Raw genomic sequence first — 13462 nt, 5'->3', positions numbered from 1 at the left:
AACGAAATTCCGGGGTGGCACACTAAGACTGTACAATTGTGCCTCCCGGGGTTTAGGTGTGTGGGAACCCCGGTCAATGTCCTGTTGATTGGTCGATGCCATGCTCCTAGCCTCCAAGTACAGCCTTCCCGACTGCCCAGAACACACGTTGCAGCGGCCTCGGCTGCTGTCGCTGCTGGAACAGAGCCAGAGTGACCAACTGTTACTGGTCACCGCCCCCGCCGGCTATGGCAAGACCACCCTGGTCACCTCCTGGGCGCTCGAACAAGACAATCCGGTTGCCTGGTACTCTCTGGACGGCGGCGACAACGAACCCGGCCAGTTCTGCCGCTATCTGGTGGAAAGCGTACACCGGGCCACCGGCAACGGCGTGCCGGAAACCAGCAAGATTCTCGCCGCCCAGCACAATCTCGATCCCTCCCTGGTGATCAGCCAGATGCTGGCGGAATTGCGTCAGCTCCCCAGTGAGCTGCGGATCGTCCTCGACGACTACCACCAGATCGACAACCCCATCGTCCACGATGCCACCCGCTTTCTGCTGCGCCATGCGCCTGCAGGTATCGGTATCGTAATCACCAGTCGCAGCCAGCCGCCTTTGGGCCTCGGCGCGTTGCGCCTGCAGGGTCGACTGCTGGAACTGGGTGCGGAAGACCTGGCGCTCACCATCGACGAAACCACCCAGCTACTCGCTCGTCGCCTGCCGTTTACCCTCGGCAGCGACCGCGTCGCCCAGCTGCACCAGCTTTCCGAAGGTTGGCCGCCGGCCATCCAAATGTTCGCGCTATCGGTGCGCGACCAGGAAGAAGTGGATCGCTACCTGGGCGAACTGGAGCAGGGCCACGCACATATTCTCGACTACCTCGCCGAAGAGGTGCTGGAGCGGCTGGAGCCAGAGCTGCGCCAATTGCTTGCGCGCACCTCCATCCTCACCCGCGTCAACGGCCTGCTGGCAGAACGCCTCAGTGGCCAGACTGGCGGCCAGCAACAGCTGGAAACCGCGGCCAGTCGCGGCCTGTTCCTGCAAGCGCAGGACTCCAGCCGCCAGTGGTTTCGCTTCCACCCGGTATTTGCCCGCTTCCTGCAGCGCCAGCTTTCCGACGGCAGCGAGCTTACGCAACTGCACCAGACCGCCAGTGACACCTGGCAAGAGCTGCAGCAACCTCTGGAAGCCCTGCGCCACGCGCTTAAGGCGGAAGACCGCGAGCGGGTACACCGCCTGCTCGCTGAACAGGGCGAACAGTTCCTGCGCGAAGGCCAATTCCGGGTGCTCAATGACAGCCTCAGTTGGCTGGGCGAAGACCTGATCAAACGCCACGCCTCGTTCACCTTGCTGGCGGCGCGCCTCGCCCGCGACAGCTTCGATTACGAGCGCTGCAACAAATTGCTGGCGGCGGCGGAAAGCTGGCTGCAGCGGGAAGACCCCAAGCAGTGGGAAGACTTTGAAGGCGCCTTTGCCGCGATGCGCGCGCAGGCAGCCGTGTCCCGCGGGCAGATCCTCAAGGCCAAAGAGTACGCACAGGAAGCCCTCGACCTACTCCCCAAAGACCAGGTCAGCGAGCGCATTGCCGCGCAGCTGGTGATCGGTGAAACCAGCTTCTGCCTGGGTGAGCTGGACCAGGCCATGCACCATATGGAGGCCGTGGAAAAGGCCACCCTCGCGCAGCAGGACATCCCCAACGCCGCCTGGGCTGTGTGCCAGCAGACGGAAATCGCCTTCGCCAACGGCCTGCTGAAAAAGGCCGCGGCGCTACAGGCGCGCGTGCAGCGATTGGTGGAAGAGCATCATCTGGTAGGCCTGCCGATTTCCGAATTTATATATCGCCTGAAAGGCCAGCTGCAATGGGAAGCTGGCGATCTGGACGGCGCCGCAGAGTCTGCCCGCCGCGGCATGCAGATTAACCGCAAAGTGGGCGAGCGCTGGCTACTGCCGGAATACACGCTGCTACTGAAAGTGGCCCTGGCGCGCGGTGACAAAGACGAGTGCCTTGAATGGATGGAGCGAGTTGAGCACCTGCTCTCCGGTGAACAGTATCACCGCGACTGGGTCGCCAATGCCGATGCAGCGCGTATGCGCGTGTGGCAAGCCCTGGAAAATACCGAGGCCATCGCCACCTGGCAGGAACAGGCAGAACCGGTCGCCGACCGCCCCAGCAACCATTTTGAGCAGTGCTACGGTCGCAACCATGTGCGCGCGCTGATCTCTCTGCACCGCTACTCCGATGCCAACCGCCTGCTCGGCCGCCTGCAACAGGTCGCGGAAGAGTGTGGTCTGATAACCGACCAGCTGCGTAACCATGTTCTCGCCGCCCATCTTGCCTGGCTGCGCGAGCGCCGCGAAAAAGCGCTGGAAAACCTGCGTGCCGCACTCACCATCATGCTCGACAGCGAGCTCAACGCGAGCTTCCTGCAAATCGGCAAGCCGATGATCGTCCTGCTGAAAGCAGCGCTGGAAGAAACCGGCGAGCAGGCCCTGAACGAAGCCCAGACCGAGAAGGCACAGAAACTCATCAAGCTCGCGCAGCAACAACCGGAACTGGGTGGCGGCATCCGCATCGAGCTAGACGAAACCATCGTGCGCGAAATCCTCGCCAGCGATGCCGTGCCCGACTTCCTGCGTCACTCTCCCCTCACCCCACGCGAGTGGCAGGTGCTGAATGCGATTCACTCGGGACTTTCCAACGAGCGTATCGCGCGGCACTTCAAGGTAGCACCCAGCACCATCAAGACCCACATCCGCAGTTTGTATCAGAAACTCGATGTGAAGGATCGCCAGCAGGCGATTGCGCTGGCGGAACAACTACTGCGCTCGGTGCAAGACAAGCCATAAAAAAAGGCCGGTGTGATTTCACACCGGCCTTTTGCTCTCCAAAGAAGCCTACCAGTAACTAGACTTCGCCTCTTAATACTTGCCTTGTTTCTGGGCTACTATCAGCTTCGGGCGGATAGATATTAGTGGGCCACTTCAATGGGGCGAAATCCTTGCTCATATAAAGACTGCCTAGTTCCGCCTTGATTTTATCAACACTCGCCTTCGCTTCTCGGCCAAGCTCCAAACTGATACTTTGAAGCACCTGATTCTGAAGATCTTGCATCGGAGTTACATCAAAAGCCAGATCACCACTCTCATCACGGCTATAGTGATGCTGGGTTGCGGTTACCAGGACAAAATATTGGTCGCTAACGGGAAACGCAAACAAGTGATCTCGCACGTAAAGACAACCCACATCTTCCCCACGACTGCATATGTTAAAGCTTGCGCTTGGCACAGGAAGGTGGGTGTGACGCTTCCAATCTACAGGACCGTGAAAGCGAGGCACATGAGACCGTTCACCTTCCCAGTTTTCTGTCCCATAACAGTCGTTTAAATATTGCATCAGAATCGTTTCAAAAGCATTTGGGCTTAGGAAAGAAATATTCAAATTACGATGCTCATCTGACCTTCCAATAACGGCAATTGCAGTAACTAGCTCACCTTTACAGCCCGTCATCCAGGGCCCATAAAATGCCCAGCGGCGAGACCAGACACATGCAACTCCCCATCGCCCGCCCGGTATTGTCAAATCAGTATGAAGGCCAGCTGGAGAATCAAATATTACGTCATACCCAGGATATGCACTTACCGGTTTGGCAGCCGCACGCCTCGGGCTGTGACTAGGTGCTTTTATTCCTAAGCGCGATCCAGCGATAGAAATATCGGTACTGGTCGCCCAAGAATACAAGGGACCTTGAGGGGCCACATATTCATTCCGTTTTCGCCACTCTATCGGGGGATATTTAAATATATTTCGCATTCGAGACACCCCTACAGTTTATATCGGCGTCGTACATCTTCCGCCACACTTTGACCTATCGCATATATTGCCCCAGCCCCACCTATAGCAGTAGCTATACTTCCTAGCATTGCAATTGCCGGGCCGCTAGCTAAGGCTGCACCGATCCCAACGGGAGTTGATAATGTCACAGCACCTTTAAACCAAGCCATTGCATGCTGACCGCGACCATATGGATCATTTATGTTATTCATTCGCCTACCTGCAACAGAAAACTGACTTAAAGCCCCCTGAAGGTTTGCCCCAGTATTTGCGAACTTTTTATTTAAGGTAAGTTTTAATTCGTGAGCGAGTTTTAACGCTTTAGCAGGCGAAGTACGAGGCCTATTCAAATATATGGTGTGACCTTTTAGTGAAACACCCTTATCTACCAATATTTGCATCGCTTGGGTCAGTACGGCAGAGCCACCGAAATCCGAAACCCAAGCGACAGAGTCAATATCTCGGGCGGACTCCATCGTAGCAGCCAAATGGACGGCTGAACTCCGGCCAGAATCTATCGATAGCGGGTTATATCGCAGCATGCCACCGAAGTGTTTCTTTCCTGGGGTATAGTGCATATCACACCCCATTCTTCTCACTGTTGCAGTGTTATCTCCTAAGAAGGTCAACGCCCCGGGAACGCTATAAGTCGCAGCTTCGTCTGCAGAGCCGTAGTCCGCATCTGCTACCGTCACGAGGCGCCCAACCTGCTTAGTTACCTGGCCGTTTTCCACATATCTCGCCTGCCACTCACCTGTTCGCTGGAGCTGCGAAACTCGGTAAGTGCCAAGTCGCGTTTGTTCATCGCCCTGTCCTTGCACTCGATAGTAGTTGTCATCCATAACCAATTCAGTAATACAAAACTGATCATTGGGCCATCGCACAGCCGTGGCTTTTAAACCAGGCAAGAACACATAGTATTTTTCATCACCGGTTGAAAGCTGTCGTTCGCCGGGACGAACGTACACATTGTTTTTTCCCGCCATACCCGTGGTTAAGGCATTTAGCTCCTTAATCGCAATGCGCGCCCAATGGTGATTCCGATTTGCTGCCCGCTGCAACTTTTCGAAGCTTTCCTGATATTCGGTTACACAGCGAATCGGTTTACCGGCATTTCTTCCAGCGATTAAGGCGGTGTTCTGGGGGGAGAGGGTCTGGGGGGAAGTTGGTGCGCTCATGCAAATCCTTGCGTCGTTTCAATTCCATTTGAAAGCGCCAAAGATGTTAAAGAGCGCGATATTCTTGTTCAAGCTGCGGAGCCAATTATTGCAGGCACACCGGTACCAGCTTTGGGGTAGACTGAGGGCGGTGATTGAGGGGGGGCCTCCTCCAGATCCGCCCCCAGAAATGACCGACCTTTCGGTCAGAGACGGCATTTAAGCCGCCACATTCTCCCCCTCCCCCCCCGATCAGGGGGGAGGTACGCCGCCTCCCGTATCGCCATACTCACCCTAACCTAATAAGTATCCATTGACGGACTCTGGCATGAGCGGTATTCACAAAGACAAATCTAACGGGGAATGGTGGCGCAACGGCGTTATTTACCAGATCTACCCGCGCAGCTTCTGCGACGCAAACGGCGACGGCATCGGCGATCTGCCCGGTATCGTGGAGAAGCTCGACTATGTGAAATCCCTGGGCGTGGATGCGATCTGGATCTCCCCCTTCTTCAAGTCACCGATGGCAGACTTCGGCTACGACGTGTCTGACTATCGCGATGTTGACCCGATCTTCGGCAATCTGGGCGACTTCGACCGGGTAATCGAGAAAGCGCACTCTCTGGGCCTGAAGGTCATCATCGACCAGATCCTGAGCCACACTTCCGACCAGCACGCCTGGTTCGAAGAAAGCCGCGCCAGCCGCGACAACGCCAAGGCCGACTGGTACGTGTGGGCAGACGCCAAAGAAGACGGCAGCGCGCCCAACAACTGGATGTCCAACTTCGGTGGCAGCGCCTGGCGCTGGTGCACCCGTCGTCGCCAGTACTACCTGACCAACTTCCTCAAGGAGCAGCCGGACCTGAACCTGCACAACCCGGAAGTTCAGGAACAACTGCTTGCAGATCTGCGCTTCTGGCTAGACCGTGGCGTCGACGGCTTCCGTCTGGACGCCATCAACCACGCGTTCCACAACCAGTCTCTGCAGGACAACCCGGCACGCCCGGTGAAACTGGACAAGAACGGCCTGCCGCCGGTGAACAGCTACGAGTACCAGTGGCACATCCACGACAAGTCCCAGCCGGAAAACCTGGTATTCCTGCAGCGCGTACGCGCCCTGCTGGAAGAGTACCCGGGTGCCATGACCGTGGGCGAAGTGGGCGACGACAACACCCACAAGATCATGGCCGAGTACACCACGGAAAACCGCCTGAACATGGCCTACTCCTTCGACCTGCTGTCCGAAGACTGCAGCGCGCAGTTCCTGCGTGACACCCTGGAGAAGAATCGCCAGGTAATCGAAGAAGGCTGGCCCTGCTGGTCCATCTCCAACCACGATGTACCGCGCTCTTTCACCCGCTGGAACAAAGGTTTCGACAGCGAAACCTCTATGGCGCGCGCGCCGATGTTCCTGCTGATGCAATTGATGCTGCGCGGCAGCGTGTGCCTGTACCAGGGCGAAGAACTCGGCCTGCCGGAAGCGGACGTGGCGTTCGAAGACCTGCAGGACCCGTACGGCATCAACCTGTGGCCGGAATTCAAAGGCCGCGATGGCTGTCGTACCCCGATGCCGTGGTTTAACGGTGGCGAAATCAACGCGGGTTTCTCCAAGGTAAAACCCTGGCTGCCGGTTGCTGAAGAACACTACCACTTGGCCGCCTCCGTACAGGAAGACGACCAGCACGCGATGCTGAACCGCTTCCGCGCCCTGCTGCAGTGGCACGCGGAGCTGCCGAACGCCCTGGCCACCGCCAGCCAGAACATTCTGGAAACCGGCGACGATCTGCTGGTCTTCGAGCGCGCAGGTGAAGGCGACGCAGAGCGTTACTTTGTTGCCCTGAACCTGGGTCAGGAAGCGGCGGAAATCGACCTGCCGAAAGCGTTTGTCGGTAGCAAAGATATTACTCCAGAAGGTTTTGCGGGCGCACTGAGCGGCAGCAAGATCGAACTGCCGGCTGCCGCGGCCCGGGTCTTCCTGAAGAAGTAAGCCCTGACAAGCAAGCCAGCGAAAAATAGCCTCACAGAAGGAAAGGAAAAAACACTGACTTTATTGAAAAATTGGCGTTCCCGTTAACGCCTGTACCCCTTCTGCGGCGAACCACTCGCGAAATGCAGGTTCAAAAGGAGTACCTCTCAATAAGATCGTTAACGAAGTTGCTCTCTCGTCGAAGCACGATTTCCAGTTTTCTGGAATTTTTCGAAGCCGGCTGTTTAGCCGGCTTTTTTTTGCCTCGCATTCGCCCGTGACTGCTGAGTTTTATTTCTATCGACACCTCTGCTCATTCCATTTCAATGTAAAAAGCGCCAAAAACAGACCCTACTATGCCTCTCACTTGCCCAGAGGTCCGCGCCATGCGGGTCGATGGGCAGGCTCATCCCGCGGCCAAACCGGGACACACCGGCGCGTCGCTTTGGGGAAATTCAAAGGTCGAAATTGTGCATAGCGGTGCAGGGGTTCGTTCGCCCTGAAAAAAGGGCACCCAACTTTCTGCAAGCTTTGCCGCACAGCCGACCTGCAAGTTGCTCTCGCGAGCAGATGAGGTATGCATGCAAGGCTCTTCCAATTCACGAAAACTTTCGATTAAAAACTTCTTCTCGATTAAAAACTTTTTCAAGAAAATCGCCATCGGTGCCAGCTTGGTGTTGGCCGCGTCCGCGGTTTTTGCTCCAGTGGCGCAAGCCGGTGACTATCCCTACCCCTACCAGCAGCACAGATCCATGACCGATGGCAGTGCCTGGTGGCGCCGGGATGTGATTGGTGGAGCGCCGCATATCATTATCGATATCAGCGAACAGCGGGCCTATTTCTACAAGGGTGGACGCCTCGCGGGTATTACCCCCATCGCAACCGGTATTGCCGGCTACCGTACTCCGACGGGCAGCTTCCGCGTCTCGGAAAAAAATATTGATCACCGCTCCAACCTGTTTGGCCAGTACGTAGATCGGGCCGGATATGTACGCAAATCCAGCGTGGATGTGCGCAAAGATAAACGCCCAGCGGGCACTGTGTTCCGCGGTGCGTCTATGGACTTCTTCATGCGCTTCAATGGCGCGGTAGGCATGCACGCCGGTAAAGTTACCGGCCGTCCGGAGTCCCATGGCTGCGTGCGCCTGCCCTGGCATATGGCCAAAATCTTTTATGAAAATGCGCCCATCGGTACCAAGGTAACGGTGCGTCAGTAAGTACAAAAAAGGGCAGCTTACGCTGCCCTTTTCTATATCTGTTTTCGTATATCAATCAGCCGAGGCTGCCGAGTACATCCTGCATAGTCCAGAAGTCCCAGCCTTCCGGCAGCAACTCTCGGTCTTCCGCACTGGCGACAATACCGCGACGATGCTCTGGCCATGCCAAGATGGCCACACCCTCATACCCGGTAAAGCGCTGAAACAGAACCGGTGCAGAAAGGTTGCGCTCCAACTGCTCACACAGCGGATGCCAGGATAGTGGCAGCTGGCGACGCACCTGATTCCAGCTGCGCTCTTCTTGTGCCTCCCCCTCGGAGGCTGAGGTCTGTGCTGCCGCCTGGCCCACATAACGCACCTGGCTCGCGGCCAGCGCACTGTCATCCGGCAAGGTGAGCACACCCATCGCCTGCTGCTGCGCGCACAGCACGCACGCATCGACAGATAGCCCGAGTTCGGTGCCGCGCTCGACCGGCACAAACCAACCACTGTCGGCCGGTACCTGCCACTCGCAAAAACCACAGGTGCCACTGTCGGCCGCACCGGGTTCGATCTGGTCCAGCGCGCGGGCCTGTTTGCCCGGTGACCAGAAATGCGCGACACCTGCAGTGAAAAATTCCTGCGCGTACTGGCTTACATGCCAGTGGAAATTAAACGCTTCAGTCACACGCTTGCGATCACGTGGCCCGAGACCGCGATAACCGCGGTGGTTAACCTTGGCCAGACAGTATTCACAGGCGTGCGGTGCACTTTCCAGGCCGGGCGCTGCCAGCGCTTCGCGGGCGGTGCCAATCCATACCACCTGGTCCGATGCCTCCAGTGCCCCGCAACAACTGGCGAGGTGCACCCTATGAAAGAATTCTTTGCGCACCTGCAGGTCATCTACCGCAGCCACATCCACCGCGTACACCATCACCGGGTGCCCGCGATACAACCAGCCGTGCTCGGTCTGATCCAGGTCACCCAGGGTAACTTCCATACCCTTGAGCAACGCCTGCTCGATGGAGCTGTCCTGCGCCGCATTTACCTCTTCCGGCACTGCAGCTTTTGCCGCGGGCGCCTCTGCCACAGCGGTATCACCAGAGCTCCCCATACCGGAAATCGCCTGGGTCAGCGCCTCAAAATGCCGGGAGAAGCGTCCCATCAGAAGGACTCCTCGAGGATGCTGTGGATCTTGGTTTCGGAATTGGTGATCACGCGGAAGGCCACTCGCTTGGATTGCTCGATATTCTCACTGCCATCCGCATTGTATATCGGACGGGAGGAAGAATACCCGACAGCCGCCACATTCTGCATCATCCAGGCGTGGTGAGTGGTTACTTCACCCAGGGTATACACAAAACGCAGCACCGAGCGCGCGCGATCCTGCGACAAACGCAGGTTATTGAAATACATGGCATTCAGATCAAGGCTCTCACCCCAGCCGGAACTGGTGTGGCCTTCAATGCGCACCGCATCCACCGAATCTTGATACGGCACCAGCACATTCATATATCGCGGGAAGAACTCTTCAAACACCACCTGGTAGCTGGCGCTGAGCTCGGCCTCCCCCGTATCGAACATCGCATCGGAGTTATTGAACGCAACCGTCAGCGTGTCGCGATCTATGGTGGCGCCCCAGCGGGCCAGATCTGGAGCGAATTCCTGTTGCAGGGATTCGTAGATCGCCAGCTGGTTTTCCTTGTAGGACATGGCGATAGTGCGAATCTTTTCCCGCTCGATCATCACCGAGCGCATCATCGCCACAGCGATGCACAGGAACACCATCATCAGGCCGGCCATCAGGTCGGACACGCTGATCCACGAGGACTCACCGTCACCTCGGGTAATTGCCCCGGAGCGGGTAAACCCCGGCCTCGCTGCCATCAGGCGACTTCCTCACGGGCACGTTCCGCAGACTGGTTCAGGCGCTGCATCTGCGCCACCAGCTGGCGGTAATCACGGGTGAACTGGCCGCTGATGGTCGCCAGTGCCTGGCCCATGGCCGACATAACGCCTTCGACTTCTTCTTCCATCTTGCGCTCCACCAGCTGGTATTGCTTGCCGATGGAATTCTCGGCGTCGCCGAGGCTCTTGCGGATAACATGGCTGAGGGCATCCACCATTTCCTGGTGGGTACGTGCCTGCTGCAGCGCCAGCTCCTGCATACCGTTGCGGTGGGTAGTGACAGAATCCTGCACCAGGCCCTGAATAAAGTCCGCATCCAGGCTCGACATTTTCTCGAAGGCACCGGACACCGCCTGAATCTGTGCACCCAGCAACTCGCTCTGCTTGGCGATGCTCACCAGTGACTGCTGCATGTCGCTGGTCATTACCTGCTGTACCACATCGATGCCCTTCACGAACTGATCGATACGCTCGCCCAGGTGCGGCAATACATTCTGCATCTGCGCCGCAACACCGCGGTAGCGGTCCAGCTGTTCGGTAACCGCCTGCATCTGCTCGCGGGCCTGGGCATTGACGCTTTCCATGCCGTCAAAGAACTGCGGCACTTCCGCCAGCTGCTGGTGAATGGTTTGCAGGTCGCGCGCTACCTGTACCAACCCCATCACTGCCGTGTCACAGTGCTCGGACCAGTATTCCACACGCTCTTCGTGCGCTTTGTATTCCTGGGTAAGAGTTTCCACCATGGCATCAAAGCGCGCGAAGTTTTCGCCGAAGCGGGTCATGTTCTCGCCGAACTGGTTTTCCACGCGCTCGTTAAAACGCACCACCACCTGTTCCATCTGCTCCACCAGTGCCTGCGACACCTGCTTGGAAAAGTCGCTCAACTGGTTTTCACTTTGCTTAAGCTGACGCTCCTGGCCCTGTACCAGCTCGCCTTGCAACTGCTGCAGGGCATCGCGAATATCCGCCAGATCCGTTACCTCGGCCACATCGCCGGGTACCGGGATAAACCGGGTCAATGCACGCAGCACAATGGACAGGCCGATACCGCAAACACTGGTGATAAACGCGGTTTTCAAACCGTCCAGCAGGGTGGCAATACTTTCGTCGATATCCGCCAGGCTGAATTCGAACAGGCCGATAATCACCCCGGTGAAGGTACCGAGAATACCCAGTGAGGTCAGCAGACCCGGGGCCTGCTCGACAAACTCATCCGCGCGACGCACAAAGCGGCACACCAGCGCCAGTGCAAACAGCACCAGCATCAGCGACAGGAACCCTTCGGTAACCGCATCCGGACTCAGGGCAACAAAGACAGAGCGCAAAAATTCAGACATGGAAGCAATCTCGTGTGAAATCTACTCGATTTAATTTTTTTGATTTTCTGTTTCTTGGTTAGAGCATCTAGCCCTTTAACTGCAACACAAATTCCTGCACCGAGTCCCCGGAGGGCAAGCGGGCAAGGTGGTGGCTGAACAGGCGGTAGCCGGGCAGCAGGCGCATCAGGTCGGCGGTGCTGCCGAGGCTGCGGTTACTGCGGCCATCGGCAATACCGGTCACCGCTACGCGCTCGTCTTCCAGCACCTCGTACATCGCCGGGCGTTCCGGCTGCTGGCTGGCTTTGTACACCAGGAAATGCAGTTGGCCACCGGGGTTCATACGCCCGGCCAGCAGTTCGCCCAGGGCTTCAATTTGTTGCGGACTACAGAAATTCAGCAGGTCCCACAGAAAAACCCCGTCCAGCTTGGTGCCGGGGTCGAAGCTGAACATGGACTCACTGAAACCGCTGCCTTCGCCGTGCATCTTCTTGCGCCAGGCCAGGGATGCGTGCAGGTCTTCCACATATAGGGAGCCCACCTTCTTTTTCAGTGCATCGATATTACGGCCGTTCTTGCGGCCGCAATCCAGCACCGTGGCACCGGCAGGCAGGGCGGCGAGGGCTTTACCGATACCGGCAAACGCTACCTGTTCGTCGTCGCGCACCTGGCGGAAGTAAGCGCTCACATCGGAGGCGCCACCACTGCGCACCTGATTGCGCGAGGTGGTGCTGTCGTACTCGAGGAAATGCTCGGTAACGTTCTGGTCCATGCCCTCGCGCTTCATCAGCGAGTTGAACAGGCTGAAGCGATCCATACATTTCAACAGAGTCACCGTGGAGTGTCCCTTGGACGCCACCTGTGGATAACTCGGGTCATCCACATATTCGAAGCAGAAGTTCTCCTGCAGGCGGAAGCGCCGCGGCTTGTTCGGCTGGTTGCGGCCGGTGTAGCGCATGGTATGCAGGATGGTGCCCTGCTTTAGGTGCGGCTGCAGCAGGCGAATCAGGTGCTGGATAACATCCAGATCCAGGAAGTTGAGCAGGTCCCAACACAGGATGACGTCGAACTTTAAGTTCGCGGGCTTGGGGAGCAGGTGATCTTCCAGCGCTTGCAGCGGATCGTCGCTGTGCTGGTTGTCCGCCAGGTATTCCACCAGGTCTTCAATGTGACACTGGCAGTTAAGGCCAAGAAAAGCCTGGGTAGTACCGGACGAGAGTGGCCCGAGGTCGAGGATTCGGTCCCCACTTTTGACCATCTCGGTCGTTAACGCAGCGAGGCCAAAAGAACGGTGTTGCATTGTTTATCGCAAGAATTCGGGGCGTGAGCCAGAGGGAAAATACACAACGCCGCAGGAGAGCCTGCGGCGTTGCAGCGGGGATTAGCTGTCAGCCAGCTCCGCTTCCTTGGCCTGATCCTTGGCACTGTCTTTCGGAGCGAAAGACTTTTTCGCCGCAGGTGCGCGCGGCGCCTCGTCCTTCGGCGGCAGGTTCGGGTGAACCAGCTTGTCTTTGAATTCGGAATGACGGGCTTTCATCTCGTCATCGGTGTCGACCATGTCCATGGAACCGCGGAACTTACCACCGTCGTCCAGCTGGATACGCGGGGCAATCAGGTTGCCTTTCACTACAGCGGTGTTGCGGATTTCGATCAGTTCGTCGGCCAGCGCGTCGCCAGTCAGGGTACCGTTGATCACGATGTTCTGCGCGTGGATGTTCGCGTTGATTTCACCTTCGCGACCGATGGACAGGTCGTGACCTTCCATAATAACGGTGCCTTCGATGGTGCCTTCAATGTGCAGGTCTTCGGTGCCGATCAGTTCGCCACGGAACTTGATATTTTTACCGATTACGGAGCGATCCTTCGCCATGGATGCGTCGAGCTTGTCCGCGAAAGGACGCTCAGATGCACCACCTTCGTTCATTCCAGAAAGAAAAGAGTTGGAATCCAGATTTGCATCTGGCTTGGGGTCGAGAGGATTCGCCATTGTTCCACCTAATAACCGTAGAGAGCTTATGAATTTTTGTTAAACGACGTTTGTAGCGTTTTTTGGTGACAGTTCCCATAGCGAGTGAGACAAAAAAACCGGCCACCGGCCCACTTTGTG

General features: G+C 57.2%; 10 protein-coding genes. 3 read left to right on the top strand and 7 right to left on the bottom strand.

Features of this window, described 5'->3' with window-relative positions:
- Positions 1 to 100: 100 nt before the first annotated feature.
- Positions 101 to 2827, top strand: coding sequence for an HTH-type transcriptional regulator MalT (malT, locus tag LCM31_RS15270; protein WP_224871519.1), 2727 nt, complete (start codon positions 101 to 103; stop codon positions 2825 to 2827).
- Between the two features lie 58 nt (positions 2828 to 2885).
- Here malT and LCM31_RS15265 read toward each other — a convergent pair whose 3' ends face one another.
- On the bottom strand, positions 2886 to 3488 hold the full coding sequence (locus LCM31_RS15265; RefSeq protein ID WP_224871516.1) for a hypothetical protein: 603 nt from the start codon (positions 3486 to 3488) through the stop codon (positions 2886 to 2888).
- Between the two features lie 314 nt (positions 3489 to 3802).
- Positions 3803 to 4990, bottom strand: coding sequence for a hypothetical protein (locus LCM31_RS15260; RefSeq protein ID WP_224871514.1), 1188 nt, complete (start codon positions 4988 to 4990; stop codon positions 3803 to 3805).
- Positions 4991 to 5297: 307 nt separating this feature from the next.
- Between LCM31_RS15260 and LCM31_RS15255 the strand changes: the two genes are divergently transcribed.
- Positions 5298 to 6956: an alpha-amylase family glycosyl hydrolase gene (locus tag LCM31_RS15255; protein ID WP_224871512.1), complete on the top strand. Its 1659-nt coding sequence runs from the start codon at positions 5298 to 5300 to the stop codon at positions 6954 to 6956.
- Positions 6957 to 7516: 560 nt separating this feature from the next.
- The gene (locus LCM31_RS15250; protein ID WP_224871510.1) at positions 7517 to 8152 is read left to right on the top strand and encodes a L,D-transpeptidase; all 636 of its coding nucleotides are present in this window, start codon (positions 7517 to 7519) and stop codon (positions 8150 to 8152) included.
- A gap of 55 nt (positions 8153 to 8207) precedes the next feature.
- On the opposite strand, the gene LCM31_RS15245 is transcribed toward LCM31_RS15250, so the two are convergent.
- The 5 genes from LCM31_RS15245 to LCM31_RS15225 form a co-directional block, all read right to left on the bottom strand.
- Positions 8208 to 9296, bottom strand: a complete 1089-nt coding sequence (locus tag LCM31_RS15245; protein ID WP_224871508.1) for a hypothetical protein — start codon at positions 9294 to 9296, stop codon at positions 8208 to 8210.
- Positions 9296 to 10018, bottom strand: a complete 723-nt coding sequence (locus LCM31_RS15240) for an OmpA/MotB family protein (protein WP_224871506.1) — start codon at positions 10016 to 10018, stop codon at positions 9296 to 9298. Before LCM31_RS15240 ends, LCM31_RS15245 begins: the two co-directional genes overlap by 1 nt.
- On the bottom strand, positions 10018 to 11376 hold the full coding sequence (locus LCM31_RS15235; RefSeq protein WP_224871504.1) for a hypothetical protein: 1359 nt from the start codon (positions 11374 to 11376) through the stop codon (positions 10018 to 10020). Before LCM31_RS15235 ends, LCM31_RS15240 begins: the two co-directional genes overlap by 1 nt.
- A 67-nt stretch (positions 11377 to 11443) precedes the next feature.
- Positions 11444 to 12655, bottom strand: a complete 1212-nt coding sequence (locus tag LCM31_RS15230; protein WP_224871502.1) for a hypothetical protein — start codon at positions 12653 to 12655, stop codon at positions 11444 to 11446.
- Positions 12656 to 12736: 81 nt separating this feature from the next.
- Complete coding sequence (locus LCM31_RS15225; RefSeq protein WP_224871500.1) at positions 12737 to 13342, bottom strand: bactofilin family protein; 606 nt, start codon at positions 13340 to 13342, stop codon at positions 12737 to 12739.
- Positions 13343 to 13462: the final 120 nt, after the last annotated feature.

Source organism: Microbulbifer agarilyticus (genome assembly GCF_020171345.1).
GTDB classification, from domain to species: Bacteria; Pseudomonadota; Gammaproteobacteria; order Pseudomonadales; family Cellvibrionaceae; genus Microbulbifer; species Microbulbifer agarilyticus_D.
The sequence above is the reverse complement of the archived record's forward strand: the minus strand, read 5'-3'. Positions and strand labels throughout refer to the sequence as shown.

Bases quoted from the DNA above. Each gene is read 5' to 3' on its own strand.
- malT (WP_224871519.1), top strand. From the start codon at position 101: ATGCTCCTAGCCTCCAAGTACAGCCTTCCCGACTGCCCAGAACACACG.
- LCM31_RS15265 (WP_224871516.1), bottom strand. From the start codon at position 3,488: ATGACGGGCTGTAAAGGTGAGCTAGTTACTGCAATTGCCGTTATTGGA.
- LCM31_RS15260 (WP_224871514.1), bottom strand. From the start codon at position 4,990: ATGAGCGCACCAACTTCCCCCCAGACCCTCTCCCCCCAGAACACCGCC.
- LCM31_RS15255 (WP_224871512.1), top strand. From the start codon at position 5,298: ATGAGCGGTATTCACAAAGACAAATCTAACGGGGAATGGTGGCGCAAC.
- LCM31_RS15250 (WP_224871510.1), top strand. From the start codon at position 7,517: ATGCAAGGCTCTTCCAATTCACGAAAACTTTCGATTAAAAACTTCTTC.
- LCM31_RS15245 (WP_224871508.1), bottom strand. From the start codon at position 9,296: ATGGGACGCTTCTCCCGGCATTTTGAGGCGCTGACCCAGGCGATTTCC.
- LCM31_RS15240 (WP_224871506.1), bottom strand. From the start codon at position 10,018: ATGGCAGCGAGGCCGGGGTTTACCCGCTCCGGGGCAATTACCCGAGGT.
- LCM31_RS15235 (WP_224871504.1), bottom strand. From the start codon at position 11,376: ATGTCTGAATTTTTGCGCTCTGTCTTTGTTGCCCTGAGTCCGGATGCG.
- LCM31_RS15230 (WP_224871502.1), bottom strand. From the start codon at position 12,655: ATGCAACACCGTTCTTTTGGCCTCGCTGCGTTAACGACCGAGATGGTC.
- LCM31_RS15225 (WP_224871500.1), bottom strand. From the start codon at position 13,342: ATGGCGAATCCTCTCGACCCCAAGCCAGATGCAAATCTGGATTCCAAC.